Origin of the sequence: Streptomyces griseoaurantiacus, assembly GCF_036189845.1 — a bacterium.
Taxonomy (GTDB): Bacteria; Actinomycetota; Actinomycetes; order Streptomycetales; family Streptomycetaceae; genus Streptomyces; species Streptomyces griseoaurantiacus.
Genome location: NZ_CP108326.1, coordinates 309,655 through 328,780, shown reverse-complemented (window position 1 = coordinate 328,780; position 19,126 = coordinate 309,655). Strand labels below are relative to the sequence as shown.

Annotated in this window: 20 protein-coding genes and 1 pseudogene; 12 read left to right on the top strand and 9 right to left on the bottom strand. The window is 71.5% G+C overall.

Translation table 11 applies throughout. The features are described 5' to 3' along the window. Positions 1-88: 88 nt before the first annotated feature. On the top strand, positions 89-496 hold the full coding sequence (locus tag OHB09_RS01440) for a winged helix-turn-helix transcriptional regulator (RefSeq protein WP_063822131.1): 408 nt from the start codon (positions 89-91) through the stop codon (positions 494-496). A gap of 81 nt (positions 497-577) precedes the next feature. On the opposite strand, the gene OHB09_RS01435 is transcribed toward OHB09_RS01440, so the two are convergent. After that, positions 578-1,273 (bottom strand): type 1 glutamine amidotransferase domain-containing protein, encoded by a 696-nt coding sequence (locus tag OHB09_RS01435; protein WP_191854195.1) that lies wholly within the window; start codon positions 1,271-1,273, stop codon positions 578-580. Positions 1,274-1,582: 309 nt separating this feature from the next. Here OHB09_RS01435 and OHB09_RS01430 point away from each other — a divergent pair, with 309 nt between their 5' ends. The 3 genes from OHB09_RS01430 (at position 1,583) to OHB09_RS01420 (ending at position 4,672) form a co-directional block, all read left to right on the top strand. After that, positions 1,583-2,806 (top strand): cytochrome P450 family protein, encoded by a 1,224-nt coding sequence (locus OHB09_RS01430; protein ID WP_191890527.1) that lies wholly within the window; start codon positions 1,583-1,585, stop codon positions 2,804-2,806. A 233-nt stretch (positions 2,807-3,039) separates the two neighbouring features. Beyond that, entirely contained in the window at positions 3,040-3,699 is a 660-nt protein-coding gene (locus OHB09_RS01425) for a YoaK family protein (protein ID WP_191890528.1), read from the top strand. A gap of 145 nt (positions 3,700-3,844) precedes the next feature. After that, on the top strand, positions 3,845-4,672 hold the full coding sequence (locus tag OHB09_RS01420) for an alpha/beta fold hydrolase (RefSeq protein ID WP_093596138.1): 828 nt from the start codon (positions 3,845-3,847) through the stop codon (positions 4,670-4,672). A gap of 61 nt (positions 4,673-4,733) precedes the next feature. On the opposite strand, the gene OHB09_RS01415 is transcribed toward OHB09_RS01420, so the two are convergent. The 3 genes from OHB09_RS01415 to OHB09_RS01405 all read right to left on the bottom strand — a co-directional run bounded on the left by OHB09_RS01415 (position 4,734) and on the right by OHB09_RS01405 (position 6,695). Then, complete coding sequence (locus OHB09_RS01415; RefSeq protein ID WP_191854198.1) at positions 4,734-4,925, bottom strand: hypothetical protein; 192 nt, start codon at positions 4,923-4,925, stop codon at positions 4,734-4,736. 285 nt (positions 4,926-5,210) lie between these two features. Further along, on the bottom strand, positions 5,211-5,834 hold the full coding sequence (locus OHB09_RS01410; RefSeq protein ID WP_191890529.1) for an NADPH-dependent F420 reductase: 624 nt from the start codon (positions 5,832-5,834) through the stop codon (positions 5,211-5,213). A gap of 126 nt (positions 5,835-5,960) precedes the next feature. Then, complete coding sequence (locus OHB09_RS01405; protein WP_328921474.1) at positions 5,961-6,695, bottom strand: SDR family NAD(P)-dependent oxidoreductase; 735 nt, start codon at positions 6,693-6,695, stop codon at positions 5,961-5,963. A gap of 193 nt (positions 6,696-6,888) precedes the next feature. Between OHB09_RS01405 and OHB09_RS01400 the strand changes: the two genes are divergently transcribed. Further along, positions 6,889-7,530, top strand: a complete 642-nt coding sequence (locus OHB09_RS01400; protein ID WP_093596141.1) for a TetR/AcrR family transcriptional regulator — start codon at positions 6,889-6,891, stop codon at positions 7,528-7,530. Between the two features lie 173 nt (positions 7,531-7,703). Here OHB09_RS01400 and OHB09_RS01395 read toward each other — a convergent pair whose 3' ends face one another. Beyond that, entirely contained in the window at positions 7,704-8,300 is a 597-nt protein-coding gene (locus OHB09_RS01395; RefSeq protein ID WP_328921473.1) for a TetR/AcrR family transcriptional regulator, read from the bottom strand. A 117-nt stretch (positions 8,301-8,417) separates the two neighbouring features. On the opposite strand from OHB09_RS01395, the gene OHB09_RS01390 reads away from it, so the two are divergent. Continuing rightward, entirely contained in the window at positions 8,418-8,822 is a 405-nt protein-coding gene (locus tag OHB09_RS01390; protein WP_006137026.1) for a Dabb family protein, read from the top strand. 166 nt (positions 8,823-8,988) lie between these two features. Here the strand turns inward: OHB09_RS01390 and OHB09_RS01385 are convergent, their stop codons facing one another. Continuing rightward, complete coding sequence (locus tag OHB09_RS01385) at positions 8,989-10,005, bottom strand: LacI family DNA-binding transcriptional regulator (protein WP_006137027.1); 1,017 nt, start codon at positions 10,003-10,005, stop codon at positions 8,989-8,991. A 115-nt stretch (positions 10,006-10,120) separates the two neighbouring features. Here OHB09_RS01385 and OHB09_RS01380 point away from each other — a divergent pair, with 115 nt between their 5' ends. Beyond that, the gene (locus OHB09_RS01380; RefSeq protein ID WP_328921472.1) at positions 10,121-11,026 is read left to right on the top strand and encodes a phytanoyl-CoA dioxygenase family protein; all 906 of its coding nucleotides are present in this window, start codon (positions 10,121-10,123) and stop codon (positions 11,024-11,026) included. A 122-nt stretch (positions 11,027-11,148) separates the two neighbouring features. Here OHB09_RS01380 and OHB09_RS01375 read toward each other — a convergent pair whose 3' ends face one another. Continuing rightward, positions 11,149-11,796 carry a GNAT family N-acetyltransferase gene (locus OHB09_RS01375; protein WP_328921471.1) on the bottom strand — a complete coding sequence of 216 codons (648 nt, stop codon included), beginning with the start codon at positions 11,794-11,796 and terminating at the stop codon, positions 11,149-11,151. A gap of 141 nt (positions 11,797-11,937) precedes the next feature. Continuing rightward, entirely contained in the window at positions 11,938-12,597 is a 660-nt protein-coding gene (locus OHB09_RS01370; RefSeq protein WP_191890532.1) for a TetR/AcrR family transcriptional regulator, read from the bottom strand. Between the two features lie 149 nt (positions 12,598-12,746). On the opposite strand from OHB09_RS01370, the gene OHB09_RS01365 reads away from it, so the two are divergent. Further along, positions 12,747-13,703: an alpha/beta hydrolase gene (locus OHB09_RS01365; protein ID WP_328921470.1), complete on the top strand. Its 957-nt coding sequence runs from the start codon at positions 12,747-12,749 to the stop codon at positions 13,701-13,703. Between the two features lie 55 nt (positions 13,704-13,758). On the opposite strand, the gene OHB09_RS01360 is transcribed toward OHB09_RS01365, so the two are convergent. Further along, a complete protein-coding gene (locus OHB09_RS01360) occupies positions 13,759-14,523 on the bottom strand; it encodes a DeoR/GlpR family DNA-binding transcription regulator (RefSeq protein ID WP_093596153.1) in 765 nt (254 codons plus the stop codon). Between the two features lie 89 nt (positions 14,524-14,612). Between OHB09_RS01360 and OHB09_RS01355 the strand changes: the two genes are divergently transcribed. The 4 genes and pseudogenes from OHB09_RS01355 to OHB09_RS01340 all read left to right on the top strand — a co-directional run bounded on the left by OHB09_RS01355 (position 14,613) and on the right by OHB09_RS01340 (position 19,026). Next, positions 14,613-15,860, top strand: coding sequence for an MFS transporter (locus OHB09_RS01355; protein WP_328921469.1), 1,248 nt, complete (start codon positions 14,613-14,615; stop codon positions 15,858-15,860). 125 nt (positions 15,861-15,985) lie between these two features. Then, positions 15,986-16,444 carry a MarR family winged helix-turn-helix transcriptional regulator gene (locus OHB09_RS01350; protein ID WP_191854412.1) on the top strand — a complete coding sequence of 153 codons (459 nt, stop codon included), beginning with the start codon at positions 15,986-15,988 and terminating at the stop codon, positions 16,442-16,444. 132 nt (positions 16,445-16,576) lie between these two features. Beyond that, positions 16,577-17,800: pseudogene (locus OHB09_RS01345) on the top strand (MFS transporter); the annotation flags it as partial. A 212-nt stretch (positions 17,801-18,012) separates the two neighbouring features. After that, positions 18,013-19,026, top strand: coding sequence for a 2-hydroxyacid dehydrogenase (locus tag OHB09_RS01340; protein ID WP_328922976.1), 1,014 nt, complete (start codon positions 18,013-18,015; stop codon positions 19,024-19,026). The last annotated feature ends 100 nt before the right edge of the window (positions 19,027-19,126 follow it).

Sequence of the window (19,126 nt, the reverse complement as noted above, 5' to 3'; positions counted from 1 at the left end):
TCGTCCGGTTCGATCGCCGATTCCGTGAGCCGACTCTAGGGCGGGTGACCACCTTTCGTAAGAAGGTACCTTTTTGTAAGCTGCTGTCATGAGAGTGAGTGAGCAGTCCGAGGACGTCTTCGCCCGGCTTCCGGCGGGCTCTTTCGACAAGGACTGCCCGACGAGGCCACTGATGGCCCAAGTGACCGGCCGCTGGGGCGCGTTGATCATCGCTGCGCTGGTTCCCGGGCCGGTGCGTTTTTCGGGACTTCACCGGCAGATCGGCGGCATCAGCCAGAAGATGCTGTCGCAGTACCTCAAGTCACTGGTGCGCTACGGACTGGTCGAACGTTTGGTGGAGCCGACCGTCCCGCCGCAGGTCACCTACCGCCTGACGCCGCTCGGACGGAGCCTGGCGGAGCAACTGTGCGCGCTGCTGGGCTGGTTCGGCGCGAACACGGCCGAACTGGAGGCGGCCCGGCAGCGTCACGACGCCACCGATTCCCCGTCCCGGTGAAGGCGCCGCGACGAACCGCGGCCGCGCCTCGGCCGGCGAGGGGCTCCCGTCCGCCGGCCGTGGCGCGCGCGCGATGGGTGATCAGGAGACGAGTTCAAGAAGCCGGTCGGCCAGGACCGCGGCCGAGTGCGGGTTCTGCCCCGTGATCAGATTGCGGTCCTCGACCTTGTACGGCTCCCACATGGCGCCCCGGCTGTAGTCGACTCCGATCTTGTCCTTCAGCTCGTCCTCCAGCAGCCACGTCGCTCTGGACGCCAGCCCCACGGCCTCTTCCTCGTCATTGGTGAATCCCGTGCACCGGTAGCCCTTGAACGGCGACTCCCCGTGAATCCTCGTGGAGAGCAGCGCGGCCGGAGCGTGGCACACGATCGCCAGCGGTCTGCCCGAGGCGAGCTGTGCGGTGAGGATCCGTCCGGCGTCCGCGTCCTGCCGCAGATCGGACATCGGTCCGTGACCACCGGGCAGATAGACCGCGTCGTAGTCCTCGAGGCGGACGTCCGACAACTTCAGCGGACGGCGCATCACTTCGGCCGAGCGGATGATGGCCTCGAGTTCCAGGGCCCCCTCCTCGCCCCCGGCCATGGAGGGGCGCAGGCTCATCATGTCGACGTTGGGCGTCACACCGTTCGGTGTGGCGACCACGACGTCGTGTCCCGCTTCGGTGACCTTCTTGTACGGGAGCGCGAATTCCTCGGCCCAGTAACCGGTCGCGTACCTCGTGCCGTCCTTGAGCACCCAGTACGTCGCTCCGGACACCACGAAAAGTATCGTCGCCATGCGAATGCGCCTCTCAATCGTTTGAGAACGTGCGTTCATGCGGAGGCACCCGACGAGATACACAACAACCTAATCGCTGCTCCGGCCGGCCGCACCCCGCACCCGGCGGAGTCGCGTACGGACATGGGTGGTCACGCGATCACGATCCGCCCGCCGCCCCGTCCCGGGGCGCGATGCCGGTGGCTCGCAGACACTCGAGCCGAGCCGCCTCGGCGGAGGCCGCCAGTCTCCTCGGCGAGCGAACCCGGTTGCCGCGCACGGCCGGGTGCCCTGCGTGCCCGGCCGGTCACGATCTGGTTGGCTGGCGCCATGAGCGAGACAACTTCCCGTCCCGTGGGCGGTATTGACCCCGCGGAACTGTTCGGCGATCCCTACGCCGTGTACGGGCGCCTCCGCGAGGAGGGGCCGGTGCACCGCATCACCGGCACGGACGGCCTCCCCGCCTGGCTGGTCACCCGCTACGAGGACGTACGGCAGGCCCTCGCCGACCGCCGCCTGGCCCTGGACAAGCGCCACGCCACGCCCGGCGGCTACCGCGGAATGGCACTGCCGCCCGCCCTGGACGCCAACCTGCTGAACATGGACCCGCCGGACCACACGCGCATCCGCAAGCTGGTCTCCCGGGCGTTCACTCCCCGGCACGTCGAGAAGCTGCGCACGCCCGTCCGGCGCACCGCCGAACTCCTCCTCGACGCCTGCGCCGCCGAGGAGGAGTTCGACCTGATCGCCGCCTACGCCGCCCCGCTGCCCATCGGCGTCATCTGCGACCTCCTGGGCGTCCCCGGGGAAAGCCGTCCCGACTTCCGTGCCTGGACCGACGCCCTGGTGGCACCCGACCCCGCACGGCCGGACCGGGCCCGCGAGGCGGTCGGCCGTCTGCTGGCCTTCTTCACCGGGCTCCTGGCGGACAGGCGACGGCAACCAGGCGATGACCTGTTGTCCGCGCTCGTCGCCGTACGCGACGAGGAGGACCGCCTCAGCGAGGACGAGTTGATGTCCCTGGCCTTCCTCATCCTCGTCGCCGGATACGAGAACACCGTCCATCTGATCGGCAACGCCGTCGCCGCCCTGCTCGCCCATCCCGCCCAGCTGGCCGCTCTGCGGGCCGAGCCGCACCTGCTGGGCGGGGCGGTGGAGGAACTGGCCCGCTACGACGGCCCGGTGCCGCTGGCCATCCGGCGCTTCCCCGTGGAGGACGTCACCCTCGGCGGCGTCACCGTCCCGGCGGGGGAGACCGTGCTGCTGTCCCTGGCCGCCGCCCACCGCGATCCGCGCCGTTTCCCCGAGCCCGACCGGCTCGACCTCACCCGTGACGCCACCGGGCACCTCGCCCTGGGCCACGGCATCCACTACTGCCTCGGCGCGCCGCTCGCCCGGATGGAGACCGAGATCGCGCTCACCGCGCTCTTCGAGCGGTTCCCGGACCTGACACCGGCCTGCCCTCCGCAGGAACTGCGGCGGCGTCCGTCCATGCGCTCGCGCGGCCTCGTCAGCCTGCCCGTGCGGGTGGGGCCGCAGCCGTCACGGCCGTAGCCCCCTGGTCGTACCGCCCCGCGCACTCCCCGTCCCCGGTCGGCGGGGCCTCGGGCGCACGTGCCCCCGAACGGCCGTGAGGTGCTGGCGGGCGCTCGGGGGCTCTGTTCCACTGCAGGCATGGAGCGGACGGTGCGGGCCACGGGCAGGCGGGGGGTGGGCTTCACCGCGGCTCTCCTCGGTGCCGCGCGGCCGGCGCGGCCGGTCGGGGCGCCGGGCACCGCCGTCCCGCGATGACGGGGAGGCGAACGGTCGCCCGGTGGATGTTCCCCGAGGGCCACCGCTACGCGTGGGCGGCCCCGTCGTTGCTCGTCCTCACCGTCATCAGCGGGCTGATCGACGCGGCGAGCTTCCTCGGCCTGGGCCGGGTCTTCGTGGCCAACATGACCGGCAACCTGGTCTTCCTCGGGTTCGCCCTGTCCGGGACCGCCCAGATGACGGCCCTGACCTCGCTCATGTCACTGGCGGCGTTCCTGGCCGGCGCGGTCACGGGTGGCGTGTGGCGCCGGGACACCGAGCCGGGCCGGCTGCTCACGCCGCTGGTCGCGATCCAGACGCTGCTGGTCGCGCTCGCCCTCGCCGCCCAGGTGTCCGGCTGGGGGCGCTACGCGGTCCTGGCGTCCCTGGCGTGCGGAACGGGCCTGCAGAACGCGGTCGTGCGCCGCCTGGGAGTGCCCGACCTGACCACCACGGTGATGACCCGCACCCTCACCGGCCTCGCCGCGGACCGTTCGGCACCGGCGACCAGGCGCCGCGCGCTGTCGGTCACGGCACTCGCCGCGGGGGCCGTCACGGGAGGTCTGCTGCACGCCCACGTCGGCGTGGGAGGAGTCCTCGCGGCGGTCCTGCTGCTTCAGCTCGCCGTGGTGCTCGCCGCACGCCGGCCACGCTGATGCCGCGCACACCTGCCTTCCTCCCGTTCGAGCGACGAGAAGGAAGCGCCTTGCTCCAGTAGAGTGACGTGCAGAGCATGACTTTCCGGTCAAAACGGTCGCAGTGCACGCGCCACGAGGTTCACCTACCACGAGAGGCGGCGCCATGCCCTTCGTCACTGCCAACGACAACACGCAGATCTTCTACAAGGACTGGGGATCGGGCCGCCCGGTGGTCTTCTCCCACGGCTGGCCCCTGACCGCCGATGCCTGGGACGGTCAGATGAAGGTGATGGCGGACAACGGTTTCCGCGCCATCGCCCACGACCGGCGCGGAGGCGGACGTTCCGGCCAGCCCTGGGAGGGGAACGACCTCGACCACTACGCCGACGATCTCGCGGCAGTCATCGAATCCCTCGACCTGCGGGACGCCATTCTGGTCGGCCACTCCACCGGCGGCGGCGAGGTCACCCGCTACATCGGCCGGCACGGCACGGGGCGAGTGGCCAAGGCGGTCCTGGTCGGCGCGATACCGCCCCTGATGCTCAGGACGGAGGCCAATCCCGAAGGCCTGCCGCTCGACGTCTTCGACGGAATCCGCGCCGGTGTCGCCTCGGACCGGTCCCAGTTCTACCGGGACCTCAGCGGCCCGTTCTACGGCGCGAACCGTGACGACTCGACGGTCACCCAGGGCACCCGCGACCAGTTCTGGCTCTGGGGCATGACGGTGGGCCTCAAGGGCGCCTACGACTGCGTCAAGGCGTTCTCCGAGACCGATCTCACCGAGGATCTCAAGAAGATCGACGTACCCACCCTCATCGTGCACGGTGACGCCGACCAGATCGTCCCCATCGTGGCCTCCGGGGACAAGAGTTCCAAGCTGGTCGAGAACGTGGACTACAAGGTCTACGAGGGCGCACCGCACGGCCTGGCCATGGTCCCGAAGTTCGCCGAGCGCTTCAACGCCGACCTCCTCGCGTTCGCGCGGGCCTGACACACGCACGCGGGCAGCGGGAAAGAGGGCGATCGATCGGAATTGCCGTTCCGGACGCCGTTCAGTTCCCGCTCGGCACCTCGATGTCGTAGACCAGCGCGTACACGATGTCCCGGGCCTGGCGCAGGTCGTAGCCCGTCGCGTCCACGATCACCCTGAGCGCCCGGAAGGTGTCGCCACCCAGCATGAACATGCGCGCGTCAGCCTGCGCCTCGGCCGGGACCGGCAGTGCGCGGGCTCGCCGCGGATCCACGCTCCGCGGGATCCTCGGCAGCCCGCCCTCCTTCTTGGTCCCCCACAACACCCGCGGTCTCCCAGCCCTCGCCTGAACGACAGATCGCGGAGCCCGTCCTACGCGGACGGCCGCTCCGGCAGCCGCAATGTTTTCATGCGACGGCCGGAGTGTGGCGGATGACCCAGGTGTTGCCTCGGTTCGACCGGCAGCGCCGACCGGGCCGCTGACTCCGGGCGTTCCCGCGCCGCGCCCGGAAGCCGGTACGTCCCCGAGCGAGAGACCGCGGCACACGGGACGGCGACTTCAGTCGGTGAACTCGTGGACGCCGAGGGCGAAGTCCCAGTGGCCGACGCCGTTGCCGGCGAGGCTGACCGTGACGAGGCCCATCCCCTCCAGCCAGTGCGCCATGCGGAGGGCGCCGACGTCCAACGGGCGCAGCCCCAGGCTCTCGACGAACGTGGCCACGTCCGCCTTGGCCCGGGCGTCGTCGCCGGCGAGGAAGACGTCGGGGCGGCCCTTCTCCAGTACGCCGCTGAAGATGGTGTTGAAGGCCTTCACCACGCCGGTGCCGGCCGGGGCCACCTCGGCGACTTCCTGCGCGATCGAGGTCTCCTTGTCGTGGGCCAGTCCGTCGAACGCGGCGTTGAACGGGTTGCTGATGTCGACGATGACCTTGCCGGCGAGAGCGTCTCCGTACTCGGTGACCACTGGGAGGACACCGTCGTACAACACGGCCGTGATGACGATGTCCCCTGCGGGGACGGCGCCCCACTCGCCCTTCGTCACGCCGTGGCCCAGAGTGGCGACCAGGCTGTCGGCCTTGGACCGATCGCGTCCCATGACCTCCACGGTGTTGCCGCCCGCCACTGCGAGCGTGCCGATGGTACGGGCCATGTTCCCCGTGCCGATGAGAGTGATGCTGCTCATGAGGTGCTCTCTTCCTGTTCTGGAGGTGCCGCTGTGTCTCCGGGGCGAGCGTCGCTTCGCCCGCCGCGCGCCGCCACCGCGGTGAGCGCCGGTCGGCCCCACGTCTCGGCCTTCCCGGGGTGTGGCTCAGATGGCGGTGGTGCCACCGTCGCTGACCAATTCCAGGCCGTTCACGTAGCTGGAGTCGTCGGAGGCGAGGAACAGGGCGACCGTCGCGATCTCTTCGGGGCGGCCCATCTTCCCGCGGGGGATGAGGGACTCGAACGCGGTCCTGGTCTCCTCGTCGAACAGTTCTTCCTGCTTGGCGGTGGCGACCTGGCCGGGTGTGAGGACGTTGACGCGGATCTTGCGGTCGCGCAGTTCGTTGAGCCAGACGCGGGCCCATGCCTGCTGAACGGCCTTGCTTCCCGCGTAGAGACTCCAGCCGGGAAACGCGCCGAGGGAGGCGTTGGATCCGGTCATCAGGATCGAGCCGTTGTCATTGAGGAGCGGCAGTGCCTTCTGCACGGTGAACAGGGTGCCGCGAGCGTTGAGCCAGAAGGTGCGGTGGAACTGCTCCTCGGTGATCTCACCGAGGGCGGCGGGCTCGCCCATTCCGGCGCTGGCCCACAACACGTCGATCGAGCCCTTCTCCCGCTTGACGGTGTCGTACAGGCGGTCGAGGTCGTCCAGTTCGGACGCGTCGCCCTGTACGGCGGTGACGTTGCGGCCGATCAACTGGACGGCGTCGTCCAGTGCTTCCTGCCGTCGGGCCTGGATGAAGACGTGTGCTCCTTCCTCCACGAACAGTTTGGCACCGGCCAGTGCCATACCGGTGGAACCGCCGGTGATCACCGCCACCTTGCCGTCGAGCTTGCCCATGATCACTCCGCTGCGTCGAGGGATATCGGAACAGCTCGGACGTTATGGATACCGAGCTGTGTACTTAACGTACGTGGCGACCGGTCGGGGCGCAAGTTAAGTACACCGATGGGTACCGGTCGGCGCTGCGGAGGTCCGGGGGTGGGTGCGCGCTAAGTAGACTGATCTGTACCGAACGGTTTACAGTGGGCTCATGACGGAGTTGGAGAAGGGCCCGCTGGGCCGGCGCCGCGGCAGGGGCGCGCGCGAGCGCATTCTCGGTGCGTCACAGCAGTTGTTCCGTGAACAGGGCATCAACCGCACCGGCATGGATCAACTCTGCGCCGCGGCACAGGTGTCCAAGCGCACGGCCTACCAGCACTTCACCGGCAAGGACGAACTCGTCGCCGAATACCTGCGCCGATTCGATCCCGACGTCATGCCGGGGGTGTTCGACCGCACCGACCTCACGCCGCGCGAACGGCTCCTCGCCGCCTTCGACATGCCCGCGTCCATGCCCCTGTGCCCCTACATCGCGGCGGCCGTCGAACTCCACGACCCCCAGCACCCGGCATCCCGGTACGCACGCGAATACAAGATCGCCATCGCCGCGCGGCTGGCCGAAACCGCCCGCGAGGCCGGTGCCACCGACCCCGAACAACTCGGCGAGCAACTGGCGCTGCTCATCGACGGCGCCTCCGCCCGCACCCGAGTGACCAACAGCGAATCCTTCTCCACCGCCGCCGCCATCGCCGCCGTCCTCATCGACAACGCCATCCCCGCGTCCGCGGCTGGGCGGGCCGACGACGGCCGGGATACCGCGGCATCCGCCCCGGTGCGGGCGGGGGGACGCTGACGGGGCTTTTGGTCCTCTGCGGCAGCGAACCGGTGGCGCGTTCGACGTGACCGCACGGCTTCGGCCTCGGCGTCGGTCTGAGGATCTCAGAGCGGAGCCCCGGCGACCGACGGCAACGCCGCGGAGGTGCGTGCCGGGTCCCGCGACGCCGGGATGCCCCGAACCGGGAGACCCTAGGTGCCGGCCTCGGCCCGCCAGCCCAAGAGGAGCGCCTGGATCGCCTGTTGGGCGAGTCGGCGGGCGCGTTCGTTGCCGACGGTGTCGAGTTGGCCGAGTGAGGCGATGCCGTACAGCGTGCCCCAGATGATCTCGCACGCCTCGTCGAGGTCGGGCAGGGGCACGGCATGGGTCGCGGACCAGGCGGTGAGCAGTTCCCTCAGCAGGGCGATGGCCGCTTCCGCGGCGTGGCGGCGTGCCTCGGCGTCGACCGCCGTGCCGTTCATGAGGGCGTAGAGGTGCGGATGGTCGCCCGCGAACCTGACGTACTCCGAGGCTGTCCGCGTCAACCGCCGCTCGACGTCCGGTTCCTCGGCGACGTGCGCGAACCCGGCCAGCATCAGGCGGTGGCCGTGAGCCACCAACTCCGCCATGAGGGCGCCCTTGTTGGCGAAGTGCTGATAGACGACGGGCGCGGAGTACTCCACGTCGTTCGCGATACGCCGGACCGTGAGCGCCGAAAGGCCCTCGGTCTCCAGTACGTGCAGGGCGGCCTCGACGATTCGCTCGCGGGTCTCCGCCCGTTCACGGGCTCGTCGTGTGGTGTGCGGCATGTCCTGGTTCTTCGCTCCCTCGGTGTCCTCGCACAGTATCCGCCGCGCTTGACGGCATCGGCACCGTGCCCTTAGGTTAACGACGTTAGGAAGTCTAACAACGTTAGGAGTTGCGACGTGATCTACCACATCAACCGCGCCACGGTGAAGGACAGTGCGACCCCCGAGCAGGTCGAGGCGGTGCTGGAGAGCTGGCGTGAGCAGGGCCGCTCCAACCCGGCGGTCAAGTCCTTCGTCGTCGGACGCGAGCACGGCGCCGACTACACGTACGGCGCGGTGTTCGTGGTGGAGGACCTCGACGGCCTCTACGCGTATCTCACGCACCCGACCACGTACCGGACCGACGAGCTCGGCCTGCACCTGGCGGATCGACTGGAGATCTTCGACGTCAGCGACGACGACGACCCCGAGCTGAACGCCAAGATCCAGGAGCTGCACCGGCGTCGCAATGCCGACAACCCCGAGGTCGCGGCCACGCTCGCCGCCGTGCCCGACTTCACCGGCGCGGGCGTGGAGGACTGACCGGCCGGCCGATGTCGATCGAGTGCCCTGGGAGCAGGCTGCGCTCCCAGGGCATTCGCGTGTCGGCCCCCCGCGCCGTCCGGTGAGTGCCTTCCGGGCGAAGGGACGAAGGGACGAAGGGACGAAGCGGTGAAGGTGGGCAGGCGGTGGGGGAGTTGCGCCGTTGTCAGGAAGTGCGCGTACTGCTCGCGCGCACCACGAGGCGGTGCGGAATCACCACGTCCAGGGGCGGCACCGCGGAGGCGGGGCTGTAGATGCGGTCCGCGAGGCACTGCAGGGCCCGCTCGGCGATCTGCTGCTTGTCCGGGGCCACTGTCGTGAGCGGTGGGTTGGCGTAGCGGCCGTCCTCGATGTCGTCGAAGCCCACGAAGGCCACGTCGTCCGGCACGCGCAGGCCGCGTTCGTGAGCCACGTGCAGGGCGCCCAGGGCGAGTTCGTCGGTGAACGCGAAGACCGCGTCGGGCCGGGCGCCGGCGTCCAGCAGGGCGGCCATCGCCCGTGCCCCGTCCTCGCGGTGCAGCGTCCTCACGGGCTGTTCCAGCGCGGGATCCGGGGTGAGTCCGGCACGGCGGAACGCCTCGCGGTACCCCTCCAGACGCTGCCTCGCCGTCTCGTTGTGCAGGTGCGGCTGTGGGCCGAGGGCCGCGATGCGCCGGTGTCCCGCTTCCAGGAGATGGGTCGTGGCCTCCTCGGCCGCGAGCACGTTGTCCGCGGCGACACGGTCGGCGAGGCCGTGCGGCCGGCGTTCGCCGAGGAGGACGACGGGCACGTTGCGGGAGCGGCCGGTCACCTCCTCCGGTCCGAGTGCCCAGGGGCTGATGATGAGGCCGTCCACCAGACGGCCGTCGCCGCCGTCGAGCAGTCTGCGTTCCGCCTCCGGATCCCCGAAGGTCTGGTCGATGACGACGGTCCACGCGCGCTGCTGGGCGGCCCGGACGATCAGGCCGGCGAGTTCACCGAAGTACGGGGAGTGCAGCTCGGGGATCGCGAGGCCGATCAGCCCGGTGCGGCCGGCGCGCAGATTGCGGGCGGCGACGTTCGGCCGGTAGCCCAGTTCGTCGAGTGCGGCCTGAACGCGTGCGCGCGTCTCCTCGGCCACGGCGGCCGACCCGCTGACGACATTGGAGACCGTACGCGTCGACACCCCCGCGAGGGCGGCGACATCCTTCAGGCGACTGCTCACGACCGCCATCCTCGCACGCGGCGGTGGCTCCGAAAAGATCTCCCGCTCGACTATTGCAACGTCGCAATCAACGTCGCACGATGGGAGAGGCAAGCACAGCGCGAGGAGGCGCAGCATGAACGTGTCCGTTTCTCCCGATTCTGCGGATTCCCGAGGTTCCCGCCGTTCCCTCGGTTCCCCGGTCTTCCCGGGCGTCGATGCCGCCGCTCTGGACATCGACGTGTCCGCTGAGGTGGCGGCCCTGTACTCGGACGGCATCACGGCACGCAAGGGCGCCTTCACGCCCGAGTGGGCGGACCGGCTGGGCGAGGACGTGGCAAAGGCGTTCGAGGAGGCCCGCTCGCGGCCCGGCGGCGCCGTGGGGCGCGGACCGAACCGGTACTACGTGGAGATCCACCCGGAGCAGATCAGGGGTTTCGTCGAACTGGTGGACCACCCGTGGGTGCGCTCCCTGTGCACGGCGACGCTGGGGCCCGACTACCGCATCGTGGAACTCGGCTTCGACGTGCCGCTGGAGGGTGCGGTCAACCAGCCCTGGCACCGTGACTTCCCCATGCCCGAGGAGACCCGCCGTGAGCGTCGTCTCACCTCGCTCGCCTTCAACGTGACCACGGTGGACACCGAGGAGGACATGGGCCCCTTCGAGATCGCCCCCGGCACCCAGTGGGACGACAGCGAGGACTTCGAGCACGGCATGTTCCCGCCCAAGGCCGACTACGACCGCTATCTGCGGCGGGCGGTGCGCAAGTACCCCCGGCGCGGCGACATCTCCGCGCGGACCGCGCTGACGATCCACCGGGGGACCGCCAACCAGTCCGCCAAGTCCCGGCCGGTGCTGGTCCTGGGCGTCGACGGACCGGAGGCGAACAACGGCGAACGGCACGACGCGGCCGTCACCCGCGCCTACTGGGAGACGCTCCCGGAGCGGGTCCGCCGGCACCTCGACTGCGCGATCGTGGACGAACTGACGCCGGTGACCCAGCTGCACACCATCGAGGGCCTCGTCATGGGCGACGCCTGAGCGCGCCCCTGCACCGCCCGCGGGGAGTGAGCAGGTGAGGCACTCACCCCGTGGGTGGTGCGACGGGCGCCAGGACGGCAGCGGTTCCGCCGACGCGTGTCACCGCCGACAGGTACCACTCGTCACTGGAGGCCGAACCACGGCAGGCAGGCCCGCAGTCCTTCGCACGTCACGGGGACCGGCTGGTGCGACCGCCACTGTTCGGCGGTGAGGCGGAGCCGGCGCAGCGCGGCCGGCGCGCCGCGTACGACGTGCCGTTCGACGCCGTCCTCGCGGTAGCCGAACTTGCGCGAGACGGCCTGTGAGGCCGCGTTGTCGGAGAAGGCGCCGGAGACGGCGTGCTGTGCGCCGAGTCCGGCGAAGGCCAGATGGAGGACGGCCGCGCGCATCTCCGTTCCCAGCCCCTGGCCGTGATGGGCGCTGCCCACCCACGAGCCGGTGGTCACCTCGCGCAGGACGGCGAACCCCCGGGCGCCGATGCCCTGCGCGCCCACGACGAGCCCGTCCCGCACCGCCACCAGGCCCAGCTCCCAGTCGTCCGGCTGCCACTCGCCCCAGCAACGCCAGTGGTACTGCAGGACGTTGCGCGCGCGCTCCTCGGGAGGCGCGTCGGTCCACGCCGCGGTGAACGGCTGCACCGCCGGGTCGTGCACACCCTCGGCGGCGAGTGAGGCCAGGGCGGCGAGATCGTCCAGGTCCGGCAACCGCAGCTCCAGGCGCGGGGTGGTCAGGCACAGGCCGGCAAGTGGCCAATGGGTCAGTAGGGTCATGGCCACGAGGCTTCCCCCACCGCACCGTCGTCGCCACTGTTTTCCACAGGGTTCCGCACTCCGGTGACCATCCGTGCCGTGTCCGCCGCGGCGGCATACGGCGGCGGCACAGGGCGGCGGCGGGGCTCCGGCCGCGTCGCTTCAGGGATTGGCGAGCCGCGCGCCCCGAGCCGCCTCCACGCGGTCCGCGATGTGGTCGATGACCACGTTGACCGCACGGCGGTACGGGGTGGCGTCCCGGTTGACCTGCGACAGCAGCATGCCGCCCTGGATCGCGGCCAGCAGCGTGACCGCGAGCGCCGACACGTCCTCGTCGGCCTCGAGGTCACCGCGCTCGCGCATCCGGGCGAGCCCGGATTCGATCGCGTTCTGCCAGGCGGCGAAGCCCGTGGCCAGGCCGAGCCGTGCGGAGGGGTCGATGTCCGACAGTTCGCTCGCCAGCGAGCCGATCTCGCAGCCTCCCGCGCAGTGCACCGCGTCCAGGCGGACCGCCGCGCCCTCGCACCATGCGCGCAGCGCGTCGATGCTGTCGAGGTGGTCGAGCAGGGGGCGCTGCTGTTCGAGCTTCACGGTGCTCTGGTACTCGATCACCGCCGCCGTGAGGCCCTTCTTGTCCCCGAAGTAGTGGTAGATCTGCGAGGCGCTCGCCCGGGCGCGCCGCTGCACGTCGGGGATGCTCGTGCCGGCGACACCCTGCTGGAACATCAGCTCGGCGGCCGCGTGCAGGATCCGATCCCGCGTGCGACGGCCGCCTTCGGTGCTCGCGGCCTTCCCCCGGGTCCTCTCGCTTCGCGTCTGCATGGGGTCCAGCCTACCCCCTCATTGGAATTGCCTTTCCAATGAGGCGCCTTCTACTTTTGGAGTGTTGATTCCAAGATCACTCCGGGAGTCGCTCCCGGGGCCATGCCCCGGCGCACGCTCGGCGTCCGATCCCCGAAAGGTGCAGCGCCATGCCCGACTCCACGCCCACGCCACTCGACCCCCAGATCCAGGCCGTGCTGGAGGACCTGGCCGCGACCCCCGCCCTCGCGCCCAACACCCTCACCGTTGCCGAGAACCGCGCCGCCGGCCGCGCGTTCGCCTCGTTCGCCGGTGACGTCGTGCCGGTTCGCAAGGTGCGCGACACGAGGTTCCGCAACGGCGACCACGACGTCCCGGTCCGCGTCTACACGCCCCTGACGCTCGCGGCGGGCGCGCCCGCTCCGGTGACGGTGTTCCTCCACGGCGGCGGCTGGGTGTTCGGCGACCTCGACAGCCAGGACCACTACGCCAGGGTCGTCGCGACACGGTCGAGGACCGTCGTCGTCTCCGTCGACTACCGGCTGGCGCCGGAGCACCGGTTCCCGGGAGCCGTCGAGGACGCCTACGCGGCACTGCGGTGGGTCGAGCGCGACGCCCGCGCCCTCGGCGTCGATCCGGGGCGGATCGCCCTGTTCGGGGAGAGCGCCGGAGGCAACCTCGCCGCGGTCACCGCGCAGGAGGCGAAGCGACGCGGGGGACCGGCTGTCGCCTTCCAGGCCCTCGCCTACCCCGCGACCGACCGTTTCGACGACGGCGCGTCGATGTACGACAACGCCGCCGGCCCCCTGCTGACCCGCCCCTGGCTCGAGTGGTTCTGGGGTGCCTACCTGAACACCCCCGACGAGGGCGCCGACCCGCGTGTCTCCACGCTGCGCGCGGACGATCTCACGGGCCTCCCGGCCGCGTTCGTCGTCACCGCCGGGCTGGACCCCCTGCGCGACCAGGGTGTCCGGTACGTGGAGGCGCTCCGCGCAGCCGGAGTGCCGGTGACGCACCGGGCGGTCGAGGGGGTGCCTCACGCCTTCCTGTCCTTCACCCGCGACGTCCGGGTCGCGCGTGACGTGCTGAACGAGACAGGGGACGCCATCGGCGCGGCCTTCGCGTGAGGGCGGGGGGCGGACGCGGCCCATGGAACGGCGGGGCGGCGGCGCCGCGCCCCCTTCAGGCCACGACCTCCAGGACGGTCCCGCCCTCGGCGATCGCGGTGATCTCGTCCTCGGGGGCGCCGGCATCGGTGACGAGGGTGTGCAGGCGCCCGGCGGGGACGACGTGGGCGTGGGCGGTGTGGCCGATCTTGCTTCCGTCGGTCGCCGCCAGGATGCGGCGCGAGGAGGCGAGAGCCGCCTTCTTGACCGCCGCGTCCTCGAGGTCGTACGCGGTCAGGCCGTCGGCGGCGCTCAGTCCGCAGCAGCCGAGGACGGCGGTGTCGAAGCGCAGGGCGGCCAGCGAGGCGAGGGTGAGGGGGCCGATGAGGGCGCCCTCGGCGGCCCGCGGCTGTCCGCCCGGCACGATCAGCCGCGTGGGCGCGGGGGCGTCGGCGAGGACCTGGAGGGCCTGGAGCGAGAGCGGCATCACGGTGACGGGGCGCCCCTTCAGCAGCCGCGCGACCTCCAGGCAGGTCGTCCCGCTGTCGAGGACCACGGTCTCCCCGTCGGCGATGAGCGCCGCCACCCGCTCCCCGATGCGGCGCTTGACCTCCGTGCCCTCGTGCGCGCGCAGGGCGAAGGGCGGTTCCTCGCCCCGGAGGAGGAGCGCGCGGGCGCCGCCGCGGACGCGTTCGAGCACGCCGTGGGCGGAGAGCGTGTCCAGGTCGCGCCGGATGGTCATCTCCGAGGCGCCGGTCAGGGAGGCCAGTTCGGCGACGGTGGCCGAGCCCGAGGAGGCGACGGCTTCGGCGATCACTCGATGTCGATCCGCGTTCTGCATACCCCGATTGAACCCCAGGACAGAACTCACACTCAAGATGTTCGAACTACGAACTTTCGAACACGCAGATTGTTCGATATGGTCGGCGCATGGTGGACAGAGCGCTCCGCGCCGCCCGAGTGGCGACCTTCGTGTACTTCGTGCTGAACGGCACCCTGCTGGGCGTCTGGGTGGTGCAGATCCCGGCGATCGAGACGAAGGTCGGCATCGGCCACGCCGTGCTCGGGGGACTCCTCGTGGTCCTCGGCGCGGGCGCCTTCGCCGGCATGCAACTGGCCGGTCCGCTGTCGGACCGGTTCGGCCCCAGGGCCGTGGTGCCCGCGGCGGGTGCCCTGTGCGCCGCCGCCCTCGTACTGCCCGGACTCGCGCACGACACCTGGACGCTCGGTGGCGCGCTCCTGGTCCTCGGCTTCTTCAACGGATGCCTGGACGTGAGCATGAACGCCCACGCCGTGCAGGTGGAGAAGGCCTACGGTCGCCCCGTCATGTCGGCCTTCCACGCCACCTTCTCCGTCGGCGGCGTACTCGCCGCACTCCTCGGCGCCGGCGCCGGCGGCCTCGGCTGGAGCCCCGCGAGGACGCTGACGGCCGTCGCGGTGGCCGGCGTCCTGGTCGCCGTGGTGACGGCCCGGGGCCTGCTGTCCGCCGCGCCCGCCCCGGAGGCCGGGGGCGAGCCCCCGGCGGGTGAGGCCGGGTCGAAGGGCACCGGGCGGCGGGCCGCCCCCGCCCGCATCTGGTTCCTCGCCGCGCTCGCCCTCATGGTCATGCTGAGCGAGGGCGTCGCCAACGACTGGAGCGCCCTGCACCTGCGGACGGTCCTCGGCGCCTCCGAGAGCTCCGCCGCCTTCGCCTACGGCACGTACGCGGCGACGATGACCCTCGGCCGGCTCCTCGCCGACCGGTTCTCCGCCCGGTTCGGCTCCGTCGCCGTACTCCGGTACGGCTCGGCCCTGGCCGCCGCCGGCATCGGCATCGTCGCGGTGTCGCCCTGGATCCCCCTCGCTCTGGCGGGCTGGGCCCTGTTCGGCCTCGGGCTCTCCGGGACCGTGCCTCAGCTGTTCAGTGCCGCCGGGCACGCCGACCCGGCCGCGGCCGGCGCCAACGTCTCCCGCGTGGCCGGCCTCGGCTACCTGGGCATGCTCGCCGGACCCGCGCTCATCGGCTGGATGACCCACGTCGTCGCACTCAACCACGCCTTCCTGCTACCGGCCGCCCTCTGCCTGGTCGCCGCGTTCAGCGCCGGTGCGCTGCGTCCCCGCGCCGACCGGAGCCCCGACCCGGAGCCCGGCCGGGAGTCCGCGCGTGAGACGGCGGGCAAGCCGGTGCGTCCCCTCTGACCGTCACGGTGCGCCCCTCCGACCGCCCGTGCGGCACGGTCCTGACCACCGTGCCGCACGGGTGTTTTCTGGCGCCCGGACATCTTGTTTCACCGTACACGTAAATGCATAATGCAGTGATGGACATGTCCACCGCGCATTCCGAAAAGTCCCACGGCGCGACGGAGGACCTCGTCGTCGCCGTGGAGCAGGTGCTGCGGCACGTACGGCAGAGCGCCACCGCCGGTGGGCTGGGCATCGCCGCGTCCGCCCTGCTCGGGCGGCTCAGCCGCGAAGGACCCCTGCGGCTGACCGAACTGGCCCGCGCCGAGGGGATCTCGCAGCCCAACGCGACCCAGCTCGTCACCCGCATGGAACGGGCGGGGCTGGTGCGGCGCACCGCCGACCGCAGCGACGGGCGCGGCGTGCTCGTGACGGTCACCGAGACCGGTCTGGACGTGTTCGCCCGGCGCCGTGCCGAGCGCGCGCGGGCGCTGGGTGAACTCATGGCCGAGCTGAGCGAACCCGAGCGCCGGGCGACCGAGCTCGCGCTCTCCGCCCTGGCCCGGGTGATCCGCGAGCGGCAGCAACCGGAACGCGGGTGAGACGGGATCCGTGCGCGGCGCCGGCTCCGTACGGACGGAGCCCCGACCCGCGCGAGACCCCGCGAGGGCCGCCGGCCCGTGCCGCGCAACCCCAGCCCGTCCCGCCCGCCCTCGTTCGGAAGAGAACCGCACATGAGTGCACCGCACGGAAAGGCCGCCAGTCCCTTCCGGCAGCCCAAGGCCGTCTGGGCCGTCGCGTTCGCCTGCGTGATCTCGTTCATGGGCATCGGTCTCGTCGACCCGATCCTGCCCGCCCTGGCCGACAGCCTGCACGCCACACCCAGCCAGGTCTCCCTGCTGTTCAGCAGCTATCTGATCGTCACCGCGGTCGCCATGCTGATCGTCGGCTGGGTCTCCAGCCGCATCGGTGCCAAACGCACCCTGGTGACCGGCCTCGCCGTCATCGTCGTCTTCGCGGCCCTCGCCGGAACCACCGACTCCATCAACGGCATCGTCGGCTTCCGGGCCGGCTGGGGACTGGGCAACGCCCTGTTCATCGCCACCTCCCTCGCCGTCATCGTGGCCTCCGCGAGCGGCGGTTTCGGCGGCGCGATCATCCTCTACGAGACCGCGCTCGGCCTCGGCATCGCCGTCGGACCACTGCTCGGCGGAGAACTGGGCGCCATCAGCTGGCGCGGCCCCTTCTTCGGTGTCGCCGTCCTCATGGCCGTCGCCCTCGTCGCCACCGTGGCCTTCGTGCCCTCGCTGCCCAGACCGGAGCGCCCCACCTCGCCCCTCGCCCCGCTCAGGGCGCTGCGCCACCGCGGCCTGCTCACCATGGGCATCATGGCGCTGCTCTACAACTGGGGCTTCTTCACCATGCTCGGCTACGCCCCGTACCCGATGGAGCTGGGCGCCCACCAGCTCGGGCTCGTCTTCACCGGCTGGGGACTGCTGGTCGCCGCGTTCAGCGTGTTCTTCGCCCCGCGCCTGCAGGGCCGCTACGGCACCGCGCCCGTCCTCTACGCCAACCTGCTCGGCCTCGGCATCGTCATGGCGGTCATCGCGGCGGGCGTCGACACTCCGGCCGTCGTCATCGTCGCGGTCGTCCTCAGCGGCGCCTTCATCGGCATCAACAACACGCTCACCACCCAGGCCGTCATGCTGGTCTCGCCCGTCGAGCGCCCGGTGGCCTCCTCGGCCTACGGCTTCCTGCGGTTCATCGGCGGCGGGCTCGCGCCCTACGTCGCCGGGAAGCTCGCCGACGCCACCGACCTGAGCGTCCCCTTCTACCTGGGGGCCGGCACCTTCGTCCTCGCCATCCCGGTGCTCGCGAGCGGGCACCGGCTGCTGGCGAGGGCCGAGCGGCGCGACGGCGAGGTCGAGCCGGTCGTGCCGGCCGGACGCGACGTGCCCGTGTTCACGCCGGACCCGACGACGAACCGCGGCCGCTGACCCCGGCCCCGCTCCCGGCACTGCGCACCGGTGGCGTCTGAGCGGCACCGCGACGGCCGCCCCGGGGCCCACCGCACGGTGGGCCCCGAGCCATGTCCACCGCGGTGGCACCCGGGCCGTTCGGCCCAGGTGCGGGGCGCCCCCGGAGCCGTAGCGTGAGAGGAGTGAACCCTTTGCAGATCGTCGCCTACGGCGTCCTCGCGGACGAGGAACCCCTGCTGCGCGCCGCCTTCGCCGGCCTCCTCCGGGACGGCCACGCAATGCGCTGCCTCGGCCTCTTCCTCGACCGTGACACCGCCCCCACCGCCACCGGCCACGACGTCGTCCTCAGCAGTGTCAACGACACCCTCGACGCCGGGGTCCTGCGCGCCCTCGCCGAGGGCGGCACCCGGATGATCGCCCAGCGTGCCACCGGCTACAACAACATCGACCTGGACACCGCCGCGGAGCTCGGTCTGACCGTCGCCCGTGTGTCGGCCTACTCGCCGTACTCCGTCGCCGAGTTCGCCTGGGCGCTGGCGCTCGCCGTCGACCGCCGCATCGTCCGCGCCGCCCACCGCACCCGCGAGTTCGACTTCCGGCTCGACGGGCTGATGGGCCGCGACCTGCGCGGCCGTACCGCGGGGGTGGTCGGCACCGGGAAGATCGGGGCCGCCTTCGCCCGCATCGCGCACGGCTTCGGCATGCGGCTTCTCGGCTGGGACGTCGCCGAGAACCCCGAGTGCCTCGCCCTCGGCATGGAGTACGCCGATCGCGACCGGCTGTTCGCCGAGGCGGACCTCGTCAGCCTGCACGTACCGCTGCTGCCGGAGACCCACCACCTGGTGGACGCCCGCACGCTGGCCCTCATGAAGGACGACGCCCTGCTGGTCAACTCCAGCCGCGGCGGCCTGGTGGACACCGACGCCCTGCTGGAGACCCTGCGAGCGGGGCGGCTCAGCGGCGTCGGCCTGGACGTCTACGAGGAGGAGGCCGGGGTGTTCTTCCTCGACAAGTCCCTGGAGGTCATGACCGACGAGCGTCTCGCCCGCCTGATGACCTTCTCCAACGTGCTGGTCACCTCCCACCAGGCGTACTTCACCCGGGACGCCGTCGGGCAGATCGCCGAGGCCACGGCCGGGAACGTCGCGGACCATCTGGCCGGCCGCACCGGCGCCAACACGCTCGTCCCGCCGGCCGCGCGCTGATCCACCGCCCGGCCGCGGGGCCGCGCGGCGGGCGGGATCCCGGCCCGCCCCACAGACTGGAGGGGAAGGGCCCGTGGGGGAGGGGAGCGGGCCGGTGCAC